Below are 19,542 nucleotides of genomic sequence, written 5' to 3'. Positions count from 1 at the left end.
GGGTCATCCTTGCAAGGCGGCACGGACCGCGCGGGCGTTGCGGCCGATGATGTTGAGGATCACCCGCTCGCCGGCGGGCGTTTGCAGGTGGTCGTACGTCACGCCCGGGTCGATGGCGTTGACGATGCGCACGGCCTGCTGCACCGGCGGCGGGGCGGGCGGCGCGCTCACCGGCGGCACCAGCCCGCCGGCGGCGAAGGCCAGGCGCTGCCCGTCCCACACGGGCGGGCTGCGCAGGCCATTGATCGCATCCAGGAACGCCACGCCCACGCGCTGCACGGCCGCCGCGCGCACCACGTACTCGCCGGCGGACAGCCGCGCGGGGATGGAATCGGAGGTGCCGGTCCCCGGGCCGGTGACGTAGCCGCCCGCGGCGAACTTCTTGATGTTGCCCAGCAGCGCCATGACGGCCGCGACCATCGCCACCATCGCGGCGATGGCCAGCCCCGGGCCCACGACGGGAATCGCGGCCTGCGAGGCGGCCGCCCCGGAGCCGGCTTCCGCCGCATTGGCGCTGACCTTGGCCGCCGCCTCGGCCTGCTTGGTCGCCACCGACTGCGCGGCCGCGGCGGTCTCGGCGGCCTGTTCCTGCTGGAGCAAGCCCAGCTTGACGGCGAGCATGCGCGCCTGCATCGCCACCCACTGCTGGAAGGGCTTGAGCACCATCTCTTGCAGGAAGGCGTCCGCGATGCTGCGGAAGATGTTGGAGAGCGCCTCGCGCAGGGATTGCGCGCCGCTGACGATCCCCTGCACCGCCTGCCCGAAGGCCTCGCCGATGCGGTTCCACACCGGGGCGAGTTCATCGGTGACCAGCCGCGTGCGCGCAAGCTCGTTGCGCCATGCCGCCACGCGCAGCACGGCTTCCGGCCCGATGGCCTGCGCGGCCTGCTCCAGCGCGGGCAGCAGGCGCTGCATCTCGGCAGCGGAGTCGCGCTGCAGGGCCACGATCTGCTGCCGCGCCTGGGCTTCGGTGAGCAGCCCGGCCTGGGTCTGGATCTGGATGCCCTCCTGCGCGTTGCGCAGCCGCTCGGTGACCTGCCGCCACTGCGCCTCGAGCGCCTCGAGATTGGCCTGCGCGGCCTTGACGTCGATCAGCCGGTCGATGATCGACACGCCATCGGCATCGCTCTCGGCCAGCAGGCGCGCGCGCAGGTCACGATAACTGCGCTCGATCGCGGCTCTGCGGTCCTGCGCCGTGTCGGTGCCGGTGAGCCTGGCCAGTTCCTCGCGCGCGGCGGCCAGCGCATCGGCCAGTTCGCGCTCGGCCTTGGCCGCGGCGCGGGCATTGCTCTGCTCGACGTCGGCGCGGCGGTTGTTGAGCGCGATCAGCTCGGCCTCGAGCCTGGCGACCTCGGCCTTGCCGCGCAGGCGCTCCTCCTCGCTCTTGCCGCCGGATGCCACCTGCCGGCTGCGGGCAAGCCGCTGCTGCGTGCGGGCGATCTCGGCGTCGATCTCCTGCTGCTCCAGCGCGGTCTTGCGGGCGTAGTAGTCGCGCAGGGAAACGAGCCGGTCTTCGAGCGCGGCGTCGAGCGCGGTTTGTTGGCGGCGCAAGCCGTCTTTGAGCAGGGTGAACTCGGCATCCATCTGCGCCTTGAGCAACTCGGCCCGGGCGCTCGCCGTGTCGCGGGTCTTGCCCGGCGTCGTGAGCCGCTGCAGCAGCGCCGGGTCGGCCTGCACCTTGGGCGCCTGGACCTCGAGGGGCTTGGGGTCGAACAGGCTGTCCCGGAACTCGGCCAGTTCGTCCAGGCGGCGCACGAGGCTGTCCTTGAGTTCGGCGATGATGGCCTTGGCCCCGGCGGTGTTGCCGCGCAGGGCCTCGACCGCCGCGGCCATGCCAGCGCCGATCGCCTCACCCAGGGCGACGAAGGCCTTGCCGACCGTGGCCGCGCCCAGCGCCAGGGTCTTGAGCACCAGCACGATGCCGTCCAGGATCGCGCGCAAGGCGCCGCCTTGCTTGGCCGACTCGACCATGCCGCCCGCCATCTCGTTCATCGCCGGCAGGAAGGCCTCGATCACCCGGTTGGCGATGCTGGTGGTGGCCAGCTTCACCTTGGCCAAGGCGTCGTTGAACGCCTCGGCCTGCGCAGCCGTTTGCCCGCCGATCTGCACGCCCAGCGCCTGCATCTCGCCGGTCAACGCCGCGATGCCTTCGCGCCCCTGGTTCAGGAAGGGGATGAGCTCGGCGCCGCTCTTGCCGAACAGTTGCACCGCCAGCGCCGACTTCTGCGCCCCGTCGGGCATGGCCTGGAAACGCTCGGCCAGATCGAGCAGCACCGCGTCGGTCGCGCGAAGCCGGCCGTCCTGGTCCTGGAACGCCACGCCGAGTGCCGCAAAGCGCCGGGCGGACGCCTCCGAGCCCGTGGCCGCCTCGAGCATCGCGGTGGCGAGCTTCTTGAGCCCGGTCTCGAAGGTCTGCGCCGAGACGCCGGAGAGTTCGGCCGCCGGCACCAGGGTGGAGAGCGACTCCACCGTGATGCCCACGCGCTGCGAGAGCTTGTTGAGCGCATCGGCCGACTCCAGCGCGGACTTGACCATGGCCCCGAGGCCCGCGGCCGACACCGCCACCCCGAGCCCGGCGAGCACGCCGTTGACGCTGCGGGCGGCATCGGCCAAGCCGCCCAAGCCCCGCTTGACCGAGTCGAAGGCGCCGCGCGTCTCATCGACGGCGCGGATGAGGATTTGGGCGCGGTTGTTTGCCATCAGGCTTGGTCCAGTTCCCGTTGAATCGCCCGCGCCAGTGCCGGCAAGGCGCCTTGCACGCCTGCCGCGAGATCGAACCGGCGCTTGAGATCCACCCGCCGCACCAGCACGGCGATCGCAATCTCCTGCCCGCGCTGCAGGCGCTTGACGCCGCTGCGCTCGCGCTCGGCGCGCTTGAAGCGGTTGAGCTGCGCGGCGTTTTCCTGGAGGTTTTCGGCCATCAGCAGCACGCGCCCGTTCTTCTCGACGAAGAAGGCGTTGCCCGAGCGCATCAGGCCGTCGATCACGGCCTTGAAGCGCTTGGGGCCGATCCGTCCCGGCAGCAGCGGGATCAACAGATTGCCGCTCACGGCGCCGCCTTGGGCGTGGATGTCCAGCCACGGGATGCGGCTGCCCACCCACAGCGCGGGCAGGCGCTCGGGCTTCTTGTCGAACACCTTGGTCTGCATCGACGAGACGAAGCTCGCGCGCCGCACCGCAAAGGCGCTGCGCATCTGGGCGCGCGCCACCTCGCGCACCTCACGGCCGCCTACCGCCATCCCCTTGGCCACCGCCGCGTGGATCGCCCGCCGCTGCTGCGTGCTCCAGGCCGAGAGCTGCCGCGGATCGAGCAGTCCGGAGGTGGCCAGCGTCAGTTTCATGGCCGCACGTCCTCCCACAACTCGCGTTGCAACCGCTCGATGGCCGCCCGGTCGCCCTGGGCGGCCACGGCGTGCAGGGCCAGCCGCAGGGCGAGCTGCTGCCGCTCGACCCGTGCGTCGGCCTCCAGCAAGGCCCGCGCCTGCGGCAGCGTGTAGCGCATCACCTCATCGAGCCGGTGCCCGGCGCGGATCAGGCGGGCAACCGCCTGGTCCCAGCCTGCATCTGCTCCAGGATCGGCGCCAGATGCTGCGCCGCGCCCTGGATCGCCGGCACCACCCGCCCCACGAAAAAATCCGCGTTCACCTCGAACACAGCTGCCGCGAGCGTCACGGCATCCTCCAGCGACAGATCGTTGATCCACGCCCGCTCGCGCCGGGTGGTGATGGCCAGCAGCTCCAGCACCGCCTCGCCGTGCCGGGCCAAGAGGTCGAGCCAATCCGGCTCGGCCGAGAGATCGGCGGCGATGGGTCGCACCGCGGAGAGGATCCGGGGCAACTCGCCCAGCCGGATCGGCGTGAGTTCCACGGCGGTGCCCGCCACCGTGACCACCCGGGGCACGGGCGGGAAGGTCGTGAAGTCGTCGCTGCCTGGGGTCATCGCACCCTCCTTCATCGCACCCTCCTTCACAGCAGCACCAGGCGGCCGAACTGGCCCAGTTCGCCGTCGGCGGGCTTGGAAAGATCCGCCAGCACCTGGCCGGAGAGTTCGAACTTCAGCAGTTCGTCGGTGATGATCGAGAGCTCCTTGGCCGGGTTGATCGCCACGCGATAGAGGTCGATCACCACCTCGCGGTTGGCGTCGGCCGTGTTGAGGCCCTCGAAGCGGATCCAGCGCTCAGGCAGCGGCCGGGTGAACATCGCCGTGCTCTGCGCGGCGCCATAGGCGTAATCCACGGTGAAGGGCTCGACATAGGGGCCGCCGGTCGTGGCGTCGAGGATCAGCACCGAGCCGTGCTTGGCATGCACCTGGACCTGCGCCGCCGGCAGGGGCTTGGGCGGGCTGTCGGAATCCTGGATCTGCACCGCCGAGACGTTCTGGTGTGCGAGCGGATAGAGGCTGCCCGCGGTGACCGGGTTGGGCAGCGCCTCGCCCGTGACCGTGCCCGGTGCCACCGTGGTCGAGTGGCCGTAGAGGGCGAGCGCGAGGTTGCCGCTGCTGAGCTCCTCCAGCGTGCAGGCGAACTCGCCCTTCTTGGTCTTGATGAGCTGCAGGTCGGTGAGGCGCTGGCCGGACTGCGCCTCCTGGTGTTCCAGCGTCTCCACCGACAGCGACACCTTCAGTTCCGGCACGTTGCCGACGAAGGTGAGGCCGGCGGGGTTGCCGGCCGCATCGCGCGCGCCGATGTAGACGCGCCCTTGTCCGGAGAAGTAGGCCATGGTCAGTCTCCCGTGGGGGTGGGCGTGGACGGGGCCGCGGCGGCGGGACCGTCACGGCGCGAGGGTTTGAGGGATGCGGCCGGCGCCGGGGAGTCCGGCGTGACGGGCCGGGCCGCGCCCTGGGCGATCAGCCAGCGGGCGCTGGCCTCGGGCAGGTCCAGCCGCGCGCCGGCGCTGAAGCGCTGACCGGCGTGGGTGTGGGCTTGGAGCAATTCGATGGGCATGGGGGGTCATCCCGGGGTCGTGAGGTCGGTCAGCGTGGTGCGGTAGCGGATCTCGTAGCGCGCCGGCAGCATCACCGTGCCGACATCGAGCTCGTCGGCGTCCCAGTCGGCGTCGAGCTCGCGCACGGCGAGCGCCAGGCCGCCCAGGTTCGGGTCCGCGAGCACGGCGGCGTGGGCGGCGACGATCAGCCGGTCGGCCGCGTCGAAGGCGTCCGTGCCGCGCGCGAGCGCGACCAGGCGCACGGTGAGCGAGCGGTCCACCAGCCGGTTGGCGTGCGCGGTGAGGGCGTCGCCCTCGACGAAGACGAGCAAGGCCGGGCCGGCCTCGCGGGGCAGCGGTGTGGCCGGCTGGCGCAGCACGGGTGCCGGGGCCAGGGCCGCCTTGAGCCGATCGACGAGGGTGCGCAGCAGGCGCTCGCGGACCGAGTTCATGGCAGCCTCGCAAGCTGGGCCCGGCACTCGCGGCCGTCGCCGAGCGCTCGCACCTCGCGCACGCGGTAGGGCTCGCCGGCGATGGTGACCACGTCGCCCGGGGCGAGCGCGAGGCGCGAGGCCGCGTACTCGATCTCGAAGTCGCGCGAGAGCGCCAGGCCGTCGAGCACCGTCTCGTCCGGCGCGCGGAACGCACAGTGCACGGTGGCGGCGCCCACCACGACGGGCGTCAAGAGTCCCGCGCGCTCGGCGGCGTCGTACAGATCCTCCACACGGACCATCGGACAGGCACCCTCAGACGGTGAGCTTCACCAGCACGCCGGGCCGGTGGCACATCGGCAGCGGGTTGCTCTGGGTGTGCAGATCGGTGCCGCGGTCGAACTTGCGCGGCTCCTGCTTGGCGTAGAGCGGCTGGCCCAGGGTGTTCACGGTCTCGTTGAAGTCGGCCGGGGCGAAGTAGGTGGCGAAGGTGTCCACCGTCCCCAGCGGGAAGGCGTGGGCCTCGCCCGCGGCGATGAAGCGGCGCGCGTTGCCGTGGGCGTCGGTCGCCTGGCCGCGGTACTCCTCGAAGGTGATGCCGGCGAAGACGAAGCCCGCGCGCACGTCGTTGATCAGGATCGCGCCCTGTTGCCACTGCGCGTAGGCCTCCTTGACCGACTTGTGGCCGGTGAGCTGACGGAAGAACTCGGGCGAACAGAGGACGTGCACGCCGGTCATGAACTCGCCCTTGAGGTTCTCCTCGATGTGGGCCAGCACCTCGTAGCAGTGGCCCTTGACGTCGCTCGCGGCATTGGCCAGATCGAAGGCGATGGTGGTCTGCCTGAGATCGAACTCGTCGAACAGGTCGTAGATCGTGCTGCCGTCGGCGTCCAGGATCTGGCCCTTGAGCGCCCCCATGCGCAGGTGTTCGAGGGTGATCGCGTGCTTGTTGCGCATGGTCTCCAGGTGCCGCGCCAGCACGCCCGCGACGGCCTCCATTTCCGTCTCCGAGCCGAAGGCCCGGATGCCCTGGACCTCCTCGGGCAGCACCACGTCGTCGTGCGGGATGTGCGGGACGACGAAGGAACGCAAGGAGCGCTGGCCGCGTTCGCCCACGGTGCCCGGCGAGCCGGGCGGCCGGGTGGGCAGCAGGTTCAGGCGCCCGGCGTACTCCTCGATCACGACCTGGCGCGTGCGCACGGGCTTGGCCGGAAACAGGTTCAAGGCTTCCAGCCGCCCGTAGCGGTTGGGGATCAGGTTGATGGCCGCCGTGAGGCTCGCCATCGAGAAGCCGGGGGAGTCGAAGGGGTTGAGCATGGGGGTCTCCAAACGACAGAACCCGCCAGCGGCGGGTTCTGAACAGGGGGCTCGATGAGTACTCGATCAGGCGCTGTCGCGCACCACGATGCCGCGCGCTTCCAGCTGGGCGATGGCGGCGGCCTTCTGCACGGCCGTGATCCCTGCGGGCCAGACGAGCGCGCCTCGCGCGACGATGGCGTGGCGGGCGATCAGGATCGCGTCCTCACGGTCGATCAGCGTCGCATCGACCGCATTGCCCAGGACGCCTGCGGCCACTTCCGTGCCGTCGGTCGCGCTGGGGTCGAGGGCCTTGAGCTTGCCCGTGGCCGCCTCCAGGCCGACCACGGCGCCCAGCGGCAGGTGCTGCCCCGCGGCCACGGTCGAGCGCTCGCGCGAGTAGAGATTCGGCGCCTCGTATTTCAAGAGGTCGCCAAGATTGGTGGCTTGGGTGAGCGTGGGCATGGCTTACTCCCGGGTCACGAGTTTCTTGACGGCGGCGACCACGGGCGAAGAGGCCGGATCGGCGCCGGGGGCGGCCCAATCCTGGGGCACGTGGGTCGAGCGCACGGCGGACTCCATGCTGTGGGCGGCGCGCGCCTCGAGCAGGAGACGGCGCACCTCATCTTCGGTGCGGCCGGCGGCGATGAACTCGGCGGCACGCTCGGGGCAGCCGGCGATCAGGCACAGCTCGGCAATGGCTTGCGCGGACTGCGCCACTTCGCGGCGGGCCTCGGCCACCAGGGCGGCGGCCTCATCCGCGCCGAGGGGCTCGGGCGCGGCATCGGAGGGGGAATCGGTCATGGTGGGGGTTCCTCGCAGTAAGGTCGCCTTCCCGGTCGTGATCTGGCGCGGCGGGGAAGACGGACGCCGCGCGGCAGCAAGATGTCGGTCGAACTCGGCGAGCACCGCGGGCAGCGTGGCCACGCCGTCGGCCAGATGCGCTTCGACGGCCTGCGGGCCGAAGAACAGCGCCGCTTCGGTCGCACGCACCGCGTCTTCGGCCAGGCCGCGCATCGCCGCCACATGCGCGACGAAGAGCGCGTGGAGCCGGTCCACTTCGGCCTGCAGCGCCGCGCGGGCGGCATCGGCCAGCGGCGCGTGCGGCGAGTAGTCGTTCTTGCGCGCGCCCGCGGTGATCGCGGTGTAGCGCAAGCCCTCTTGGGCGTCCTTGACCGACTGATCGACATGCAGCGCGATCACGCCGATCGAGCCCACGCCGCCGGTCTCGGTGACGAAGAGCCGCTCGGCGGCGCAGCCGATGGCGTAGGCCGCGGAGAAGGCGGCGTCGTTGGCCACCGCCCAGATGGGCTTCACGGCCGCCGCCTCGCGCACGCGGCGGGCAAGCTCGAAGCAGCCGCCGGTCTCGCCACCGGGCGAGTCGATGTCGAGTACGATGCCGGCCACCTGCAGATCTCCAAGTGCCGCCTCCAAGCGCGCACCGATCTCGGCGTAGCTCATCAGCCCCGAGGCCGCCTCCAGCCCCAGGGTGCGCTTGACCAGGGTGCCGTGGATCGGGATCACGGCGATCGAATGCTCCGGAAATGCCGCAGGGTTGGAAGCCTTCGGCAGTGGCGGCGCGAGTTCGACGTCCGGCGCGGCGAGATGCAGGCGGTCGGAGAGCACGGCCAGGATCAGGTCGAGCTTGGCGCGCTGCACGAGCAAGGGCGTGCCGAACAGGCGGGCGGCGAGATGAGGCAGCATCGGTGTCAGTCCTGAAGGTCGGTGTCGGGCGCAGGTGTCGGCACCGGCCTCAATGGTTGGTCGTGCCGCGCATCCGAGTCGAAGACCAGCCCGAGGTCGTCCGCTCGTGCGTTGTCCGCAGCGATCTCGCGGTCGATGTCCTCGGCGTCGTAGCCGTAGGCCGAGATCGCCTCCGAGCGGCTCATCAGCCCGGCGCGGATCGCGAGCTTCAAGGCGTTGAACTCCTTGAGCGGATCGACCCACTGCCAGCCCTGCGGGATCCACTTGGCAGCGAGGAACTCCCGGCGCCGGCGCGCAAAGCCCGGCAGCGACAGGGCGCCTTCCAGCACCGCCTGCTCCATCCAGGCCCGCCACACCGGGCGGCACAGCTGGTGCACGATCACCCCGTGCTGGATGGCTTCGCAGCGGCGGCGGAACTCCAACAGCCCCGCACGGATGCTGGAGTAGTTCACCTGGGTGAGATCACCGGTGAGCATCTCGTAGGTGATGCCCATGGCGGCAGCCACCGCCCGGAACTGCTGGCGCATGAACTCGCCGTAGCTCGAACCCACGTCGGCCGGCTGACTGAACTTGATGTCCTCGCCCGGCTCCAGGATCTGCAAGGTGCCAGGCTCGAGCCCCGCGAGCGCCACTCCCTGGGCGTCGGGCAGCCCCTCGCCCATCAGGGTGTCCTCGGGAGCGAGCCGGGTGATGAAGCCGGCGAACATCGCCGCGGTTTTCTTGCGCACGAGCTCGGCGTCGTCGTATTGGTCCAGCTCGTTGAGCTTGACCAGCGCGCGCGCGAGCCACGGCTCGCCGCGGATCTGTCCCGGTCGCAAGGGCCGGAACAGGTGGATCACCTCGGAGGCACCCACCCGCACGGTCTCCATGCCACCCGTGCCCGACATCGGCGCAAGACTGCCGTCGCCCGGGTGCGAGCGGGTGAGGTGGTAGGCCACGCGCCGGCCGAGCCGGTCGAACTCGATGCCGGCGCGGATGACGTGGCCCGAGGGCAGGTCCCGGTTCAAAGTGGTCGGCAGGTGCTCGGGCTCCAGCACCTGCAGCTGCAGACCCACCGGCAGACCGTCCTCGGCGCGGCGCCAGCGCAGGCGCACCAGCGCCTCGCCGCCTTCGAGCATGGCCCGGCAGGCGAGCGCCTGCAGGCCGTAGAAGTCGGTCAGGCCCGCCGCGTCGGCCTCCTCCACCCAGTCCCACCACAACGCGTGGATGGCTTCGCGCAGACGAGCGTCGGCCACCATGCTCTGCGGCTTGATGCCGGTGCCGATGGCATTGGCCACGAATGCCTCGATGCCCGCGGCCGCCCAGGCGTTGCGCCGGGCGAGATCGCGGCTCTTGGCGCGCAGTTCGTGTTGCGTGTAGGCCAGCGCCGCGACCGCCCCGGGGTTGCCGACCTGCCAGGCCACAGCCCGGCGGCCGCCGCCCACGCCGTCGTAGGTAGGGCTCGCGCCCAGCAGCCGGCGCTTGAGGGTGTGCCACCAGCCCATCACGTCCCCTTGGCGGTGGTGATGCGGATCTGCCGCGGCGCGCCGGGCCACAGTCCCGTGGCCGCCGCCTGCTCGAACAGGTCGCGCTTGACCGCCGCGATCGCAGCCTGCAGTTCCTCGACACTGCGGTACTCGACGGTCTTGTCGCCGAAGGTCACGCGTTTTTCGCCTTTGGCCAGCGCCGCTTCCAAGGCTTCGAGATGGGCTTGGGTATAGGCCATCAGCGGTAGACCACGAGGTTGATTTCGGGGGAGTCGGCGAAGGACGCCGCGGTGGTCGCGCAGCCCACATCGACGTGCGTCGGCGTCTTCTCATCCAAGGTCGAGCGCACGATCAGCAGCCGCTGCGTGCCCGTGTTGGTGTTGCTGCGGGCCACACCCACCCAGCAGTAGGCGGCATCCGGCATCGGTGTGGCAAAGCTCACGCGGTAGCGGCCGGCTGCGATGCGGGTCACCGCGGCGACGTTGTGCGCGGCCCGCACGACGATCTGGTTGCCGGCCCAACCGAAGCACACCCAGGCCCGCGCCAGCCCCGGATGGCCGGCATCGATCTTGGTACGAACCTCGATCCCGATGCGGCTGGCCAAGGCGGCGATGCGCGCGGCCAGGCTCATCAGAGCAGCGCCCCTTCGAACACGGCGACGAAGTCGGTGTCGGTGTCGCCCACATCGCTGGCGGCCACCGCGCCGATGTTGCTGCGCGCCTGCGCGGCTTCGGCGGCGGTGAGCGTCTGCGCCGCATCGAAGCGCACCCGGTTGTTGACCGCCGCCAGCAAGGCATCCAGGCCGCTGGTGCCGTTTTGCAGCAGCTGCTGGATCTCCAGCAGGGTATCAAAGGCGGCGTCCGCCCCGCCCAGGATCTCGGCTTTGAGCGCATCGAGCAGCGTGACGATCTTGCTGGACGAATAGGTGCTGGTGGTGGCGATCTGGCTGTCGTCGATCGCGCCCGATGCCAGCACCGCGGCCTTGAGCTCGTTGATGGCCGCCACCAGGCTGGATTTGTCGGTGGTGGTGAGGTTGGCGAGATTCCCGGCCTTGGCGCGGACGTCGTTGAACTCCTGCGCGACGCGGATGACCAGGCTCTCGAGGCGGGTGGCCAGACTCATGGGTTCTCCTTGTGGCGTCAGATCGGCCAGGAGGGATCAGCGCAGCCAAGGGCTGCGGATCACACGCCGGCCGGTGTTTCGGGTTGCAGAAACTTTGATGCCACCTCGATGGGTGGCCTTGTTGATGGATTCGGTGGTTGTCTCAAGGGCTGGCAGACTGTCCAGCCCCAGTTGCCGCTCCAACTCGCGCCAGTGGCGCTCCTCGAAGCGGTCCAGCCCGGCGGCACTGGCCGCCGCGCGGGCATACACGTAGCAGTCCAAGGCTTCGTTGCGCTCGCGCATCTTCTGCCACTCGCGCACCGGGTAGCCGTTGCGGTCGCGGCGGGTGATCAGTTGCTCGGCGCAGAGTTGCTGGATGAACTCGGCGTCGATCTTGGGCAGATGGACGTATCCGGCCGGATAGACCGGGGTCGAGCCGTCCTCGCCAACATCGGCGCTCTTCCTCAGGTTGTTGTAGAGTTCCAGCTTGGCCAGCCCCACCGCCACCGAATACACCTTGATGCCCCGGCGCAGCTTTTTGCCAGCGAGCGAGACGTCCACCGCGGTGGGCGTGCCGATCAAGGCTGCTCCGCGCGACACCCCCTTGACCGCCATCACGCGCGCATCGCGGCAGGCGCGCACGAAGGCATAGGCCTCCTGGGTCGCAAAGCCGGTGTCCAGCGCGAAGCGGGCCAGCGGCATCGCCGCGCCCGAGGCGTGGGTCCAGGTCTCGGCGACCAGCTCGGCCAGGCGCTGCCACACCGCATCGCGGGCCGTGTCACCCATCAACACCCGGTGCTCGACGAGCCAGCATTCCTTGCCGCGCCCGAAGGCCCAGATCGAGACCTCGATGCGATCCTTCTGCACGTCGGCGCCGCCGACCAGCAGCAGGCCGCCCGTCGGCACCGTGCCGATGCGGTAATCCTCGCGCCGTTCCAGCAGGCGCTGCCAGTCGGGTGCCTCGCCTTCTTCGACCCAGGTCTCACCCAGCTCGGTGTTCTTGAAGGTCTTGATCGCGGCGCTCGATCCGGTTTCCTTGCTCACGGCGGCTTCCCATGCGGCGGCAATCTCGCGCCATGAGCGCCAGCCCACCGGGCTGTACAGCGACGACAGGTGAAAGCCCGCCGTCTTGCCCTGCGCCGTCGCGCGCCACTGGCCGTGCTCGAGCATCCAGGTCTTGTGGTGCTCGGCAATGGGCGCCTCGCAGGATTCGCAGACGTAGGCCGCCGTCTCCGGGCGGCCCTTCTCCCAGCGCAGCCGATCGAAACGCAACCATTGCCGGTGGCCGCAGTGCGGACAGGGCACGAAGTAGCGGCGCTGATCGCTGGCCTCGTACTCGCGTTCGATGGCCGAGGACCCCGCGATGGTGGGCGTCGAGACGATGAAGATCTTGCGCCGCGCGAAGGTGCGGGTGCGGGCTTCCGCCAGCGAGATCGCATCGCCTTCACCCTCGACGTCGAGCGGGTAGCCGTCCACCTCGTCGAGGAACAGGTAGCGCACCGGCATCGAGCGCAGGCCCACCGCGCTGTTGGCGCCGGTCATCACCAGCACGCCGCCGCGAAACTCCTTGGCGAGGATCGTGTTGCCCGAATCCCGGCTCCTCGCCGGGGCGATGAGTTCGGAGAGCACCGGCGACTCCTCGATCAGCGGGTCGATGCGCTGCTTGGAGGCGCGCTTGGCCATCTCCACCGTGGGCCACACCGCCATCATCGGCCCCGGCGCATGGTGGATCACATAGCCGATCCAGTTGCTGCCCATTTCGGTGGCGCCCAGCTGCGCGCCCTTCATGAACACCACCCGCTCGATGGGCGAGCTGGGCGACAGGCAATCCATGATCTCGCGCAAGTAAGGCGTGCGGCTCGTGCGCCAGCGCCCCGGCTCGCTCGAGGCCTTGCTGGACAGCACCCGGTGGCGGTCGGCCCACTCGGAGACGGTCAGCGGCGGATCGGGCGTGAGCCCTTCGCGCCAGGCGCGCTCGATCGCGTCGGCGCCGTCGTAGTCGATCATCGTCAGTCCACGCGTGGCCGCAGTTCGCCCAGTTCCTGCAGGTGCTCGCGCACGGCCGCATCGAGCGCCACGTGCAGCGCGTGGGGCTCGACGCCAAGCCGCGCGGCCATCTGCGCCGAGATGCGCGCCGGCCAGTTCAGCCACGCGTCGCGCTCGGTGCGCGCAAGCTTGAACACATGCGCCACCGCCTGCGCGCGGTCGACGAGCTCGCCCTTGCGCTGCGCCAGCTCGACCTTGTGGAGCTGGGCCTTGAGCACCTCGTTGACCGTGCGCGCCTGCAGCAGCGACGTGCCGCCGCTGGGCAACGGCGGGGAGACCGGGTCGGGGATCTGGCGCTCGGGCCGGGCCTGCGGCTTCTTGGTATCGAACTTCTGCGCTTCAGGCGCTCGCCGCGGCTGCACGGTGTTGCGCGCCCACTGCGCGTCGGCCGTCTCGGGGTCGATCGTGCCGTCGGGCAGCGGCGTGATGCGCCCGGTGTCGATGGCCTTTTTCACGGCCACGTGCGACACGCCCCGGTGGCGCGCGTAGGCGCGTATCGACAGTCCCATCGTCGCCGTCTTCCAACATCTGTTCGTTTCTTTGCAGATCGAGCTTGGCTTTCCTCGGGAACAGCGCGTTCATCACGGCACGCCAACCACCATCAAAAGGATCCCCGATGAACGCCAACACCCTCGATACCCTGGCCACGAAGCTGGCCGAAGCGGCGCTGACCATCCTGGTGCGCAGCTGCCGCACCGAGGTGGCGGCCGCCAGCCGCGACGACCTGGAGGCCGCCTGCGCGGCGATGCGCGCCAAGGCCAGGCCGGTCATCGACCAGTTGCTCGACGACGCCCGCGCCGCCCCCTGGGTCGGCGAGATGGCGTTCCATGCCGCGGCCTTGGAACTCGCGCAAGCCGGCATCGCGGTGCTGCGCAAGGCCTGACTCACCGCGTCAAGCCAAGCAGAAAGCGCTTGGCTTCACTGCCGAACAGCGCGTTCATCACGGCACGCCAACCACACCGAGAGGAACCCGCCATGCGCCCCATCGACGCCCTCCTCACCCAGATCGCCCAGCAGCATCTCGGCATCGAGACCTTGCAAACCCGCCACTCGGACAGCCTGGATTTCCACGACCTGGCGGTGTGGAACATCCGCGCCGCGCTGGAAGCGGCCTTCAACGCGGGACTCGAACAAGGTCGCCGTGCCAAGTCGCCGGATGAGGCCAACCGCTGATTGCGAAAGGCCCATGCCAAGCCGAAACGCTTGGCTTGGGCCCCGAACAGCGCGTTCATCCCGTCACCCGATCCACCCCTGCGAAGGAGCAAGCCCATGACCACCATCGCCCTGACCCCGACCCAGCACGCCATCCTGGCCTACGCCATCGAGCACAGCGGCGGCAAGATCGACTGGTTCCCCGAGCACATCAAGGGCGGCGCGCGCCAGAAGGTGCTGGAAGGCCTTGCCAACCGTGCCCTGATCGCCCCCGCGGGGACCGACTGGTTCGTCGCCGCCGAGGGCTACGCCGTCCTGGGGCTCCCACGCCCGGGCGCGAAGACACCGCGCGTGGGCTCGTTCGAAGCCCAGCTCGATCGGATCATCGCCAACGCGGAGCAGGCAACCGCTGCGAGCGATCCCGAGTTGGAGGCGGCCGTGACCGCTGCCGAAGCCACGTGGACGCAGGCGAAGGACGATGCGCCGCGTCGCACCCGTGCCGACAGCAAGCAGGCGCAGGTGATCGCAATGCTGCGTCGTCCTGAGGGCGCCACGATCCACCAGATCATGGACGTCACCGGCTGGCAGGCGCACACCGTGCGCGGCGCCCTGGCCGGAGCGCTCAAGAAGAAACTGGGCCTGACGATCGTCTCCGACAAACCCAAGGGCGGCGAGCGGGTGTACCGCATCAATTGAGCAACAAGATCGAGAAAGAGGCCAAGCGGCGCTTGGCTTCTCGATCGAACAGCGCGTTCATACGGGTGTCGCCACGATCCACCCGAAGGAGCCCGAGATGAGCACCACCACACCGATCCCCACCACCCGCAACGAAGCCTGGGGCTTCTGGGGCACGATGGGCGAATACGCCCAGGCCGCCTGGACCCTGGCAATGAGCGCCGTCTCGGACGCCACTAGCCAGCCGCTGGAGTCGGTGCGGGCCTTCCTCGACAGCGTCCACGGCCGCCACTTTGCCGACGATGTGCTCAACGGTCTGCACGCCGGCGCCAATCTGCAGGAGGCGATCCACGCCGCCACCCAACGCTGGATGGGCTGGAGCATCGGTCGCCTGACCAGCAAGCAGCACGGGATTCCCAAGGGCTTGCCTTACCTGACGGGCTTTGTGATTCACTGCGAGATTGTCGAAGAGGCCCTGGCCGACTGACAGCACATGTTCCATTTTGGTCCCTTATGGGCTATCATAGACCCATTCAAAGGAGGTTCGTATGGCCATCAATGTCAAACTGCCCGAAGCCTTGGTTGAGACCGCCAAGCGCTATGGCACCATCGAGCACCGCTCGGTGCCCAAGCAAATCGAATACTGGTCTCAGATCGGCAAGATCGCCGCAGAAAACCCCGATCTTCCGTTCAGCGTCATCCGCGACATCCTGATCGCTGACCAGGAAGAACCCGTGGGTGAGTACCAGTTCGGCTGATGCGCGTCCTTGTCACACCGACCTTCGAGCGCGCCGTTAAAAAGCTGCACAAGCAGCAAAAAGCCGCGCTTGACGAGGCAGTTCGAACCATTGTCGGCCAGCCGGAAGCCGGTGAAACCAAAGTCGGCGATCTGGCTGGCGTGCAGGTTTACAAGTTCCGCATGGGCAACCTGCTGTGCCTGCTTGCCTACCGCATTCTGGATGAGAACACGCTCAAGTTGCTGATGGTTGGCCCGCACGAGAATTTCTACCGCGACCTCAAACGCACCGAGCATTGACATGGACTCAGGAGGCGAACAATGCCTCCTGTCGTTGTCTCATCAAAACGCTATCCAGGGCGAATTCGAATTTCGCATCCTCAAAGTAGCGGCACTTGACGCCACCATCACCATAGCGGACCCCGGGTACGCGCAGCGCAATGCAATCGTTGTGGGTATCGGCCAATGCATAGTAGGCAATCAGCCGGCGATCCAGGGCGACCAATGCCAGCACATCAAAATCATCGCTGCTGTACCGCCGTCGCCCACCTTTTCCAGCTCGACGGGTGTGAAACACATACAGCGGAGAGCCGCGGTTGAGCGAACCGGGTGTCTTGGGCGTCTTGGTGGATTTCACCTGAACCCGGATCACCCGCTGGCCGATGTCAACAGCAATGTCATACGGCACGCCTTGTGATGTCGGGTACGCTACCCAACCATTGAGCAGCAAATCTGCCATCACCAAATACTCACCCGCTCGGCCAATCTCCATTTCGGCGCTGACCCGCAGGTTGTGGTGCCGAACAACAGCACTTTCGTCGATCAAGCCGTGGTCCTTGGGCTCAGCCACATCCAAGAAGCTGAGCTGCCTGATCACGCCGGAGCCTCCTGGATTGTGACCTCGTCGAAGACGCGTTGGCTGTATTCAGAGATAGCCTTGCCGCCACTGAATTCCTGCCAACGGCGAACAATGACATCGCAGTACTTCGGCTCCAACTCCATCATGAAGCAGCGGCGCCCCGATTTCTCAGCGGCGATCAGCGTGCTGCCGGATCCGCCAAAGCAATCGAGGACCACATCGCCTGGTCGGCTCGAATTGCGGATTGAACGTTCCATCAACTCGACAGGTTTCATCGTGGGATGAAGATCGTTGCGGGCAGGTTTCTTGATATTCCAGACGTCACCTTGATCGCGATCGCCACACCAATGCCGACTGCTGCCTTCCGGCCAGCCATACAGGATCGGTTCGTATTGACGCTGGTAATCCGCTCTGCCCAGGGTGAAGGTGTGCTTGGCCCAAATGATGAACGTAGACCACTTTCCACCGGCCGCGCGAAACGCGGCTTGTAGCGTGTCAAGTTCGCTGGAGGACATCGCAATGTAGACCGCGCCATCGCAGTGGGGCAACATCAGCGAGAGCGCATCGAAGACGAAGTCATAAAAACCCTCGCCCAAGTTGTCATTCAGGATAGGTCGGTGCTTACCACGCAATTTGTCTTTCGCGCTATTGGCATAGTTGACGTTGTAGGGCAAGTCGCTCCAGATCATCTGAACGCGTTGCCCGGCGAGCAACTGCTCGTAGCTGAATGGCTGCGTAGCATCACCGCAAACCAGCCGGTGATTGCCAAGAATCCACACGTCACCGGGTCGGCTGATGGCTGTTTCGCTCAGTTCTGGAATGGCATCCTCATCTGTATTGCCATCGACCGTGGTCTCTTCGCCCGCCATGATCTCGGCCAGCGCGTCGGCATCGAAGCCGGTGATGTCGAGATTGAATCCATCTTCCTGCAGCGACTGCAACTCGATGCGCAGCATGGCGTCGTCCCAGCCGGCGTTTTCTGCAATGCGGTTGTCCGCAATGATCAGCGCGCGGCGCTGGGTGGGTGTCAGATGATCGAGGACGACCACCGGCACGGTATCCAGACCGAGCTTTTGCGCGGCGGCGAGACGTCCATGGCCCGCCACGATCACGCCATCGGACCCCGCCAGGATCGGATTGGTGAACCCGAACTCGACGATGGATGCCGCAATCTGCGCCACCTGCTCCTCTGAGTGGGTACGGGCATTGCGGGCGTAGGGCACCAGTTTCTCGGTGGGCCAGCGCTCGATATGGGTGGATAGCCAGGGTTCAGACATGGACCAACCCCGTTTCATAGACGGTCTTGCCCTGGTTCAGCTTGGCCGTGAGCAACTGGGTGCGCTCATTCGAGATCGCCACTGCCAGATGGGTCCACCGTCCGAACTCGTGAATGATCTGCACGCAGGGCAGCTTCAACTGGTGGGCGGCTTGGCACACGAGCAACGGCGTCATACCTGGCACGATGAGGTCAGCCGCACGCCCTTGCATGTGGTGACTGGTCGGACTGCCCCCAATGGCGCGGTTCAGCGCTGGCGAGCGGTAGCCGGAGGTGATCACCACCGGGCGCTTGAGGTGAACGCGCAGCGGCTGCAGTACCGATTGACACAGCCGACGCAGGTTCTCGATGACCTCGGGTGTGGGCTCGTTGGCAATGCCACGGCGAGCCGCCGTTTCTGAGACCAGAAACTCGGCCAGTTCGAAATGTTCAGACAGTTGCATGTTCGCTCTCTTGTCGATGCTCGGCTTTGCGTTGTTGAGCAACAACCTCAAAGGGTTCTGCGGTGGCGGCCAAGGTGACCGGCACGCCAGGGAAGTTCTGTTGGAAACGGAGCAGCGCCACGTCGACGTATTCGGGCGCGATCTCCACCGCGCGGCCAATACGCCCTGTCCGCTGGGCGGCCATCAGCGTGGTGCCGCTGCCGCCAAAGGGCTCAAACACGACCTCACCTTCATCGGTGTAGGCCTCGATGACCTCCACCGGCAGCGTCACCGGAAAGACGGCCGGGTGATCGATGTCCTTGCCGATCTTTCCCTTGTGGCGCATGACCCGGATGACCGAGTCGGGAATTCGGCAGTCCTGCGTCGGCTGGCCGGCAGCGGTCCAGCCGTTGACCTGGCCATCCTTGCCACGCATCGCGGTCGAGGATCCGTCGGCGCGCAGGTGCGTTTCCTGACCGGCAAACTTGCAGGGCACGGTCTTGTTGGGTTTGCGCGTTTGCCGGTTGAAGTGGAAGATGAATTCGAAACTCGGTGCCAGGCGACCTTGCCAGTCACCGGGCATGCCTGGCCCCTGGTCCCAGACGTACCAGGCAAAACGTCGCCAGCCTTGGCTGCGCATCCAGTCGAGCCACTGATCCCAATACGGGATGAACTCGTTGTCACGGTGGATCAGGCCGAGGTTGACCAGGACCTGGCCATCGGAGGCCATGGGTAGTTGGGCGAACACGCAGCGCATCAGGCCATCCCAGTCGGCGATTCCGCCGGAGGTGTAGTCGCGCTGGTTGCCATAGGGTGGCGAGGTGAAGCACAGGCTCGCCTGTTCGCCCTGCATCAGGGTGGCGATGGTGGCCGGATCGGAAGCGTCACCGCAGATCAAGCGATGCGGACCCAACTGCCAGACATCACCGGGGCGGCTGATCGGTTGCTTGGGCGGCTCCGGGACATCGTCGTCCTCTTCGCTGGCCGGATCCTCATCCGGCGCTTGCGCATCCCCGTCACCAAGATCAGCCAGCATCTTGGCCAGCTCTTCATCCTCGAAACCGGTGAGCAGCAGGTCGTAACCGGCCTCGGACAACTCCGCCAGTTCCAGTGCCAGCAGTTCATCGTCCCAACCGGCGTCCAGCGCCAGGCGGTTGTCGGCGATCACGTAGGCGCGCTTCTGCGCCGGTCTCAGATGGGCCAGCTCGATGACTGGGACTTCGGCCAGTGCCAGTTTGCGCGCGGCCGCCAAGCGGCCATGGCCCGCGATGATCCCGTTGTCGCCATCGACCAGGATGGGTTGCGTCCAGCCAAACTCCACGATGCTGGCCGCAATCTTGGCGATCTGGGCTGGCGCATGCGTGCGCGGATTGCGCGCGTACGGCAGCAGCGCATCGATCGGCCGGTATTCGATCTGCAGGTTGGGCGTCATGGAATTGAAAAACCCGCCGAGCGT

At 68.0% G+C, this 19,542-nt stretch carries 27 protein-coding genes; 6 read left to right on the top strand and 21 right to left on the bottom strand.

From position 1 onward, the window contains the following. Positions 1-3: 3 nt before the first annotated feature. The 17 genes from ACYVHH_RS15805 to ACYVHH_RS15725 all read right to left on the bottom strand — a co-directional run bounded on the left by ACYVHH_RS15805 (position 4) and on the right by ACYVHH_RS15725 (position 13,475). Positions 4-2,700 (bottom strand): hypothetical protein, encoded by a 2,697-nt coding sequence (locus tag ACYVHH_RS15805; RefSeq protein ID WP_062196785.1) that lies wholly within the window; start codon positions 2,698-2,700, stop codon positions 4-6. Beyond that, positions 2,700-3,341 (bottom strand): DUF6441 family protein, encoded by a 642-nt coding sequence (locus tag ACYVHH_RS15800; RefSeq protein WP_062196784.1) that lies wholly within the window; start codon positions 3,339-3,341, stop codon positions 2,700-2,702. Before ACYVHH_RS15800 ends, ACYVHH_RS15805 begins: the two co-directional genes overlap by 1 nt. Then, the gene (locus ACYVHH_RS15795; protein ID WP_198150902.1) at positions 3,338-3,502 is read right to left on the bottom strand and encodes a hypothetical protein; all 165 of its coding nucleotides are present in this window, start codon (positions 3,500-3,502) and stop codon (positions 3,338-3,340) included. Before ACYVHH_RS15795 ends, ACYVHH_RS15800 begins: the two co-directional genes overlap by 4 nt. A 29-nt stretch (positions 3,503-3,531) precedes the next feature. Then, on the bottom strand, positions 3,532-3,954 hold the full coding sequence (locus tag ACYVHH_RS15790) for a DUF6631 family protein (protein WP_232301100.1): 423 nt from the start codon (positions 3,952-3,954) through the stop codon (positions 3,532-3,534). An 11-nt stretch (positions 3,955-3,965) separates the two neighbouring features. Then, positions 3,966-4,718, bottom strand: coding sequence for a phage tail tube protein (locus tag ACYVHH_RS15785; RefSeq protein ID WP_460566136.1), 753 nt, complete (start codon positions 4,716-4,718; stop codon positions 3,966-3,968). Positions 4,719-4,720: 2 nt separating this feature from the next. Then, positions 4,721-4,942 carry a DUF7210 family protein gene (locus ACYVHH_RS15780; RefSeq protein ID WP_460566135.1) on the bottom strand — a complete coding sequence of 74 codons (222 nt, stop codon included), beginning with the start codon at positions 4,940-4,942 and terminating at the stop codon, positions 4,721-4,723. A 6-nt stretch (positions 4,943-4,948) separates the two neighbouring features. After that, positions 4,949-5,374: a hypothetical protein gene (locus tag ACYVHH_RS15775; protein WP_460566134.1), complete on the bottom strand. Its 426-nt coding sequence runs from the start codon at positions 5,372-5,374 to the stop codon at positions 4,949-4,951. Continuing rightward, the gene (locus ACYVHH_RS15770) at positions 5,371-5,655 is read right to left on the bottom strand and encodes a head-tail joining protein (RefSeq protein ID WP_460566133.1); all 285 of its coding nucleotides are present in this window, start codon (positions 5,653-5,655) and stop codon (positions 5,371-5,373) included. Before ACYVHH_RS15770 ends, ACYVHH_RS15775 begins: the two co-directional genes overlap by 4 nt. A 13-nt stretch (positions 5,656-5,668) precedes the next feature. Continuing rightward, positions 5,669-6,670, bottom strand: coding sequence for a major capsid protein (locus ACYVHH_RS15765; protein WP_460566132.1), 1,002 nt, complete (start codon positions 6,668-6,670; stop codon positions 5,669-5,671). A 66-nt stretch (positions 6,671-6,736) separates the two neighbouring features. Beyond that, positions 6,737-7,114, bottom strand: a complete 378-nt coding sequence (locus ACYVHH_RS15760) for a head decoration protein (protein WP_460566131.1) — start codon at positions 7,112-7,114, stop codon at positions 6,737-6,739. A 3-nt stretch (positions 7,115-7,117) separates the two neighbouring features. Next, complete coding sequence (locus ACYVHH_RS15755; protein ID WP_460566130.1) at positions 7,118-8,353, bottom strand: S49 family peptidase; 1,236 nt, start codon at positions 8,351-8,353, stop codon at positions 7,118-7,120. 5 nt (positions 8,354-8,358) lie between these two features. After that, complete coding sequence (locus ACYVHH_RS15750) at positions 8,359-9,837, bottom strand: phage portal protein (protein WP_460566129.1); 1,479 nt, start codon at positions 9,835-9,837, stop codon at positions 8,359-8,361. Next, positions 9,837-10,058 (bottom strand): phage head-tail joining protein, encoded by a 222-nt coding sequence (locus ACYVHH_RS15745; RefSeq protein ID WP_460566128.1) that lies wholly within the window; start codon positions 10,056-10,058, stop codon positions 9,837-9,839. The genes ACYVHH_RS15750 and ACYVHH_RS15745 overlap by 1 nt, the downstream gene beginning before the upstream one ends. Beyond that, complete coding sequence (locus ACYVHH_RS15740; RefSeq protein WP_460566127.1) at positions 10,058-10,450, bottom strand: hypothetical protein; 393 nt, start codon at positions 10,448-10,450, stop codon at positions 10,058-10,060. The genes ACYVHH_RS15745 and ACYVHH_RS15740 overlap by 1 nt, the downstream gene beginning before the upstream one ends. Then, a complete protein-coding gene (locus ACYVHH_RS15735; protein ID WP_460566126.1) occupies positions 10,450-10,941 on the bottom strand; it encodes a hypothetical protein in 492 nt (163 codons plus the stop codon). The genes ACYVHH_RS15740 and ACYVHH_RS15735 overlap by 1 nt, the downstream gene beginning before the upstream one ends. A 36-nt stretch (positions 10,942-10,977) precedes the next feature. Beyond that, positions 10,978-12,927, bottom strand: a complete 1,950-nt coding sequence (locus tag ACYVHH_RS15730) for a phage terminase large subunit family protein (RefSeq protein WP_460566125.1) — start codon at positions 12,925-12,927, stop codon at positions 10,978-10,980. Positions 12,928-12,929: 2 nt separating this feature from the next. Continuing rightward, positions 12,930-13,475, bottom strand: a complete 546-nt coding sequence (locus ACYVHH_RS15725; protein ID WP_460566124.1) for an elements of external origin — start codon at positions 13,473-13,475, stop codon at positions 12,930-12,932. A gap of 107 nt (positions 13,476-13,582) precedes the next feature. On the opposite strand from ACYVHH_RS15725, the gene ACYVHH_RS15720 reads away from it, so the two are divergent. The 6 genes from ACYVHH_RS15720 to ACYVHH_RS15695 all read left to right on the top strand — a co-directional run bounded on the left by ACYVHH_RS15720 (position 13,583) and on the right by ACYVHH_RS15695 (position 15,829). Beyond that, positions 13,583-13,849, top strand: coding sequence for a hypothetical protein (locus ACYVHH_RS15720; RefSeq protein ID WP_131111593.1), 267 nt, complete (start codon positions 13,583-13,585; stop codon positions 13,847-13,849). A 92-nt stretch (positions 13,850-13,941) separates the two neighbouring features. Further along, positions 13,942-14,139, top strand: a complete 198-nt coding sequence (locus ACYVHH_RS15715; protein ID WP_131111594.1) for a DUF6900 domain-containing protein — start codon at positions 13,942-13,944, stop codon at positions 14,137-14,139. 96 nt (positions 14,140-14,235) lie between these two features. Next, entirely contained in the window at positions 14,236-14,814 is a 579-nt protein-coding gene (locus tag ACYVHH_RS15710) for a DUF3489 domain-containing protein (protein ID WP_460566123.1), read from the top strand. A gap of 97 nt (positions 14,815-14,911) precedes the next feature. Further along, positions 14,912-15,280, top strand: a complete 369-nt coding sequence (locus ACYVHH_RS15705) for a hypothetical protein (RefSeq protein WP_460566122.1) — start codon at positions 14,912-14,914, stop codon at positions 15,278-15,280. A gap of 61 nt (positions 15,281-15,341) precedes the next feature. After that, entirely contained in the window at positions 15,342-15,551 is a 210-nt protein-coding gene (locus tag ACYVHH_RS15700; protein ID WP_011886397.1) for a TA system antitoxin ParD family protein, read from the top strand. Further along, complete coding sequence (locus tag ACYVHH_RS15695) at positions 15,551-15,829, top strand: type II toxin-antitoxin system RelE/ParE family toxin (RefSeq protein ID WP_011886398.1); 279 nt, start codon at positions 15,551-15,553, stop codon at positions 15,827-15,829. The genes ACYVHH_RS15700 and ACYVHH_RS15695 overlap by 1 nt, the downstream gene beginning before the upstream one ends. Positions 15,830-15,836: 7 nt before the next feature. On the opposite strand, the gene ACYVHH_RS15690 is transcribed toward ACYVHH_RS15695, so the two are convergent. Genes ACYVHH_RS15690 through ACYVHH_RS15675 form a run of 4 tightly spaced genes read right to left on the bottom strand, consistent with a single transcriptional unit; the run spans position 15,837 to position 19,518 of the window. After that, positions 15,837-16,406, bottom strand: coding sequence for a group I intron-associated PD-(D/E)XK endonuclease (locus ACYVHH_RS15690; protein WP_011886399.1), 570 nt, complete (start codon positions 16,404-16,406; stop codon positions 15,837-15,839). Further along, positions 16,403-17,665 carry a site-specific DNA-methyltransferase gene (locus tag ACYVHH_RS15685; protein ID WP_011886400.1) on the bottom strand — a complete coding sequence of 421 codons (1,263 nt, stop codon included), beginning with the start codon at positions 17,663-17,665 and terminating at the stop codon, positions 16,403-16,405. Before ACYVHH_RS15685 ends, ACYVHH_RS15690 begins: the two co-directional genes overlap by 4 nt. Further along, positions 17,658-18,107, bottom strand: coding sequence for a D-Ala-D-Ala carboxypeptidase family metallohydrolase (locus tag ACYVHH_RS15680; protein ID WP_011886401.1), 450 nt, complete (start codon positions 18,105-18,107; stop codon positions 17,658-17,660). The genes ACYVHH_RS15685 and ACYVHH_RS15680 overlap by 8 nt, the downstream gene beginning before the upstream one ends. After that, a complete protein-coding gene (locus ACYVHH_RS15675) occupies positions 18,094-19,518 on the bottom strand; it encodes a site-specific DNA-methyltransferase (RefSeq protein ID WP_460566121.1) in 1,425 nt (474 codons plus the stop codon). Before ACYVHH_RS15675 ends, ACYVHH_RS15680 begins: the two co-directional genes overlap by 14 nt. Positions 19,519-19,542: the final 24 nt, after the last annotated feature.

This window comes from Hydrogenophaga aquatica (assembly GCF_054780915.1).
This window is presented reverse-complemented; position numbering and strand designations above follow the sequence as displayed.

What these genes read in the sequence shown, in the direction of transcription:
- ACYVHH_RS15805 (WP_062196785.1), bottom strand. Translation starts at nt 2,700, where the DNA reads ATGGCAAACAACCGCGCCCAAATCCTCATCCGCGCCGTCGATGAGACG.
- ACYVHH_RS15800 (WP_062196784.1), bottom strand. Translation starts at nt 3,341, where the DNA reads ATGAAACTGACGCTGGCCACCTCCGGACTGCTCGATCCGCGGCAGCTC.
- ACYVHH_RS15795 (WP_198150902.1), bottom strand. Translation starts at nt 3,502, where the DNA reads ATGCGCTACACGCTGCCGCAGGCGCGGGCCTTGCTGGAGGCCGACGCA.
- ACYVHH_RS15790 (WP_232301100.1), bottom strand. Translation starts at nt 3,954, where the DNA reads ATGAAGGAGGGTGCGATGACCCCAGGCAGCGACGACTTCACGACCTTC.
- ACYVHH_RS15785 (WP_460566136.1), bottom strand. Translation starts at nt 4,718, where the DNA reads ATGGCCTACTTCTCCGGACAAGGGCGCGTCTACATCGGCGCGCGCGAT.
- ACYVHH_RS15780 (WP_460566135.1), bottom strand. Translation starts at nt 4,942, where the DNA reads ATGCCCATCGAATTGCTCCAAGCCCACACCCACGCCGGTCAGCGCTTC.
- ACYVHH_RS15775 (WP_460566134.1), bottom strand. Translation starts at nt 5,374, where the DNA reads ATGAACTCGGTCCGCGAGCGCCTGCTGCGCACCCTCGTCGATCGGCTC.
- ACYVHH_RS15770 (WP_460566133.1), bottom strand. Translation starts at nt 5,655, where the DNA reads ATGGTCCGTGTGGAGGATCTGTACGACGCCGCCGAGCGCGCGGGACTC.
- ACYVHH_RS15765 (WP_460566132.1), bottom strand. Translation starts at nt 6,670, where the DNA reads ATGCTCAACCCCTTCGACTCCCCCGGCTTCTCGATGGCGAGCCTCACG.
- ACYVHH_RS15760 (WP_460566131.1), bottom strand. Translation starts at nt 7,114, where the DNA reads ATGCCCACGCTCACCCAAGCCACCAATCTTGGCGACCTCTTGAAATAC.
- ACYVHH_RS15755 (WP_460566130.1), bottom strand. Translation starts at nt 8,353, where the DNA reads ATGCTGCCTCATCTCGCCGCCCGCCTGTTCGGCACGCCCTTGCTCGTG.
- ACYVHH_RS15750 (WP_460566129.1), bottom strand. Translation starts at nt 9,837, where the DNA reads ATGGGCTGGTGGCACACCCTCAAGCGCCGGCTGCTGGGCGCGAGCCCT.
- ACYVHH_RS15745 (WP_460566128.1), bottom strand. Translation starts at nt 10,058, where the DNA reads ATGGCCTATACCCAAGCCCATCTCGAAGCCTTGGAAGCGGCGCTGGCC.
- ACYVHH_RS15740 (WP_460566127.1), bottom strand. Translation starts at nt 10,450, where the DNA reads ATGAGCCTGGCCGCGCGCATCGCCGCCTTGGCCAGCCGCATCGGGATC.
- ACYVHH_RS15735 (WP_460566126.1), bottom strand. Translation starts at nt 10,941, where the DNA reads ATGAGTCTGGCCACCCGCCTCGAGAGCCTGGTCATCCGCGTCGCGCAG.
- ACYVHH_RS15730 (WP_460566125.1), bottom strand. Translation starts at nt 12,927, where the DNA reads ATGATCGACTACGACGGCGCCGACGCGATCGAGCGCGCCTGGCGCGAA.
- ACYVHH_RS15725 (WP_460566124.1), bottom strand. Translation starts at nt 13,475, where the DNA reads ATGGGACTGTCGATACGCGCCTACGCGCGCCACCGGGGCGTGTCGCAC.
- ACYVHH_RS15720 (WP_131111593.1), top strand. Translation starts at nt 13,583, where the DNA reads ATGAACGCCAACACCCTCGATACCCTGGCCACGAAGCTGGCCGAAGCG.
- ACYVHH_RS15715 (WP_131111594.1), top strand. Translation starts at nt 13,942, where the DNA reads ATGCGCCCCATCGACGCCCTCCTCACCCAGATCGCCCAGCAGCATCTC.
- ACYVHH_RS15710 (WP_460566123.1), top strand. Translation starts at nt 14,236, where the DNA reads ATGACCACCATCGCCCTGACCCCGACCCAGCACGCCATCCTGGCCTAC.
- ACYVHH_RS15705 (WP_460566122.1), top strand. Translation starts at nt 14,912, where the DNA reads ATGAGCACCACCACACCGATCCCCACCACCCGCAACGAAGCCTGGGGC.
- ACYVHH_RS15700 (WP_011886397.1), top strand. Translation starts at nt 15,342, where the DNA reads ATGGCCATCAATGTCAAACTGCCCGAAGCCTTGGTTGAGACCGCCAAG.
- ACYVHH_RS15695 (WP_011886398.1), top strand. Translation starts at nt 15,551, where the DNA reads ATGCGCGTCCTTGTCACACCGACCTTCGAGCGCGCCGTTAAAAAGCTG.
- ACYVHH_RS15685 (WP_011886400.1), bottom strand. Translation starts at nt 17,665, where the DNA reads ATGTCTGAACCCTGGCTATCCACCCATATCGAGCGCTGGCCCACCGAG.
- ACYVHH_RS15680 (WP_011886401.1), bottom strand. Translation starts at nt 18,107, where the DNA reads ATGCAACTGTCTGAACATTTCGAACTGGCCGAGTTTCTGGTCTCAGAA.
- ACYVHH_RS15675 (WP_460566121.1), bottom strand. Translation starts at nt 19,518, where the DNA reads ATGACGCCCAACCTGCAGATCGAATACCGGCCGATCGATGCGCTGCTG.